At 79.2% G+C, this 865-nt stretch carries 1 protein-coding gene and 1 pseudogene; both read left to right on the top strand.

All coding sequences use genetic code 11. From position 1 onward, the window contains the following. Nucleotides 1-565, top strand: a pseudogene (locus tag DMH08_RS39635) (4-(cytidine 5'-diphospho)-2-C-methyl-D-erythritol kinase); the annotation flags it as partial. A 96-nt stretch (nt 566-661) separates the two neighbouring features. Beyond that, entirely contained in the window at nt 662-850 is a 189-nt protein-coding gene (locus DMH08_RS39630; protein ID WP_125621439.1) for a hypothetical protein, read from the top strand. Nucleotides 851-865 lie beyond the last annotated feature (15 nt).

Below are 865 nucleotides of genomic sequence, written 5' to 3'. Positions count from 1 at the left end.
CCTCTGGGACGACCCCGCCGCGCCCGCCCTCGCCCCCGCCGACCTGCTCGACCTGGGCGCCCGGCTCGGCAGCGACGTCCCGTTCGCGCTGTTCGGCGGCACCGCCGTCGGCACCGGACGCGGCGAGCGGCTCACCGCCGCGACCGTCCGCGGCACCTTCCACTGGGTGTTCGCGACCGCCGACGGCGGCCTGTCCACCCCCGCCGTCTACGCCGAGTGCGACCGGATCCGCGCCGCGGGCGGCGGCGCCGTCCCGCCGCCCCGGGAGTCCGCCGCGCTCATGGCCGCGCTCGCCGCCGGGGACGCGAAGGCGCTCGGTGCCGCGCTCACCAACGACCTGGAGCCCGCCGCGCTCGCGCTGCGCCCGTCCCTGCGCGCCGCCCTGGACGCCGGCCGCGACCTCGGCGCCATCGGCGCGCTCGTCTCCGGGTCCGGCCCGACCTGCGCGTTCCTCGCCGAGGACGCCGCCGGCGCCGCCGCACTGGCCGACGCGCTCGGCCGCGCCGGGGTCGCCGCGCAGACGCTCACCGCGCACGGACCTGTCCCCGGAGCCACGATCATCTAGCGCCGCCGCCATAGCTGCGCACCGCACACAAGCGAACTTCGCCTCCGCGACGGACGTCATGTCCCGTGACACCGATCCCGCGGACGAGGTGAAGCGATGACGTACCTATCCGGGTTGCTGGGTCTCGTCGCCGTCGCGATGATGGTGACGCTCGTCGTGCTGGCCGTGCGCCGGGACCGCGCCCTCCGGCGGAACGCCCCCGAGGCGGTGGCCGCCCGCGGGGAGGCCGGGCCCCGCCGGCGCCGGGACGGCGGCACGGCGGGTCCCCCCGCCCGCGTGCCCTAGCGCCCGCGCCCCGTC

The organism is Actinomadura sp. WAC 06369 (assembly GCF_003947565.1).
GTDB classification, from domain to species: domain Bacteria; phylum Actinomycetota; class Actinomycetes; order Streptosporangiales; family Streptosporangiaceae; genus Spirillospora; species Spirillospora rifamycini.
This window is presented reverse-complemented; position numbering and strand designations above follow the sequence as displayed.